Origin of the sequence: Streptomyces cahuitamycinicus (assembly GCF_002891435.1) — a bacterium.
GTDB classification, from domain to species: domain Bacteria; phylum Actinomycetota; class Actinomycetes; order Streptomycetales; family Streptomycetaceae; genus Streptomyces; species Streptomyces cahuitamycinicus.
Genome location: NZ_POUC01000769.1, coordinates 1 through 1,972, shown reverse-complemented (window position 1 = coordinate 1,972; position 1,972 = coordinate 1). Strand labels below are relative to the sequence as shown.

General features: G+C 72.1%; 2 protein-coding genes. One reads left to right on the top strand and one right to left on the bottom strand.

Features of this window, described 5'->3' with window-relative positions; translation table 11 throughout:
- Positions 1–115 precede the first annotated feature (115 nt).
- Positions 116–916 (bottom strand): DUF3109 family protein, encoded by an 801-nt coding sequence (locus C1J00_RS42630; RefSeq protein WP_102914146.1) that lies wholly within the window; start codon positions 914–916, stop codon positions 116–118.
- Positions 917–987: 71 nt separating this feature from the next.
- On the opposite strand from C1J00_RS42630, the gene C1J00_RS42625 reads away from it, so the two are divergent.
- Positions 988–1,920: a Ppx/GppA family phosphatase gene (locus C1J00_RS42625; RefSeq protein WP_102914145.1), complete on the top strand. Its 933-nt coding sequence runs from the start codon at positions 988–990 to the stop codon at positions 1,918–1,920.
- Positions 1,921–1,972: the final 52 nt, after the last annotated feature.

Below are 1,972 nucleotides of genomic sequence, written 5' to 3'. Positions count from 1 at the left end.
TAGTCTCGTGGTCTCGAAGATGTGTATAAGGGACAGGCCCCGACCGACCCGGCGGGCTCGACGCCACCGCCGTCGGACAGCGGCGACCCCAGCCCGGTCCTGTCGTAGCCGGGCCTCAGCCCGCCGGATCCGCGGGATGCGGTGCCAGCAGCGGCAGCTGCGAGGCCAGCCGCTCCTCGCACAGCTCGACCAGGCGGTCGTAGCCGGCCTTGCCCATCAGCTCGATCAGCTCCGGCCGGTAGGAGACGTACACCGGGTCGCCCGCGCCGTGCGCCGAGGTCGCCGAGGTGCACCACCAGTGCAGGTCGTGACCGCCCGGGCCCCAGCCCCGGCGGTCGTACTCACCGATCGACACCTGAAGGACACGCGTGTCGTCGGGCCGGTCGATCCACTCGTACGTCCGCCGCACCGGCAGCTGCCAGCAGACGTCCGGCTTGGTCTCCAGCGGCTCGCGGCCCTCCTTCAGGGCGAGGATGTGCAGCGAGCAGCCCGCGCCGCCCGGGAAGCCGGGCCGGTTCTGGAAGATGCACGAGCCCTGGAACGGCCGCGTCTGCCGCTCGCCGTCCTCGTCCTCGGAGACCCAGCCGCCCCGTGTGCCCTCGGCATGCTGCTGCCAGATGTCCGGCGTGAGCCTGGCCACATGCCCGGCGACGCGCTTCTCGTCGTCCTCGTCGGAGAAGTGGGCACCCAACGTGCAGCAGCCGTCATCCGCGCGGCCCGCCTGGATGCCCTGGCAGCCGCTGCCGAAGATGCAGTTCCAGCGAGAGGTCAGCCATGTCAGATCGCAGCGGAACACCTGCTCCTCGTCCGCCGGATCGGGAAACTCCACCCACGCGCGAGCGAAGTCGAGGCCCTTCTCGTCGGGTTCCACGACGGCCGGTGATTTGTCGCGCTTCGCCTTTTTCGTCTTTGGCACGCCTCCAGGGTACGGGCCTCGTACCCCCACCGAGGACTGCGGACGGCCCGGTGGGCAGTAGCGTTCCGTACATGAGACTCGGTGTCCTCGACGTGGGATCGAACACGGTGCATCTGCTCGTGGTGGACGCGCACCCCGGCGCGTGCCCGCTTCCCGCGCACTCGCACAAGGCGGAACTGCGCCTGGCCCAGCTCCTCGACGACGACGGCGCGATCGGCCCCCACGGCGTCGACCGGCTGATCTCGGTGATCAAGGAGGCGCTCCAGGCCGCCGAGGACAAGGGCGCCGAGGAGGTCCTCCCGTTCGCGACCTCCGCCGTACGGGAGGCCCGCAACGCCGATGACGTCCTCGAACGCGTGCGCGCCGAGACCGGCGTCGAGCTCCAGGTCCTCACCGGCTCCGAGGAGGCCCGGCTGACCTTCCTCGCCGCCCGCCGCTGGTTCGGCTGGTCGGCCGGGAAGCTGCTGGTCCTGGACATCGGCGGCGGCTCCCTCGAGGTCGCCTACGGCATCGACGAGGAGCCCGACGCGGCCGCCTCGCTGCCGCTGGGCGCCGGCCGTCTCACCGCCGGCTGGCTGCCCGGCGATCCGCCCGACCCGGACGACGTCCGCGCCCTGCGCCGCCACGTGCGGACCGAGATCGCCCGCACGGTCGGGGAGTTCAGTCGCTTCGGCACCCCCGACCACGTCGTCGCCACCTCGAAGACCTTCAAGCAGCTGGCCCGCATCGCCGGTGCCGCCCGCTCCGCCGAGGGCCTCTACGTCCAGCGCGAGCTCAAGCGGGAGTCCGTGGAGGGCTGGGTTCCGCGCCTGGCCGGCATGACGGAGCGGGAGCGCGCGGAGCTGCCGGGCGTCTCGGAGGGCAGGGCCGGGCAGCTCCTGGCGGGCGCCCTGGTGGCCGAGGCCGCGATGGACCTCTTCGGAGTGGAGCGCGTCGACATATGCCCCTGGGCGCTGCGGGAGGGCGTCATCCTGCGTCGCCTGGATCACATGGAGTCCGCATGACGGCCCGCCCGCCTATGGCAAACACCACAACGGCGAAGAGGCCCCCCACCCC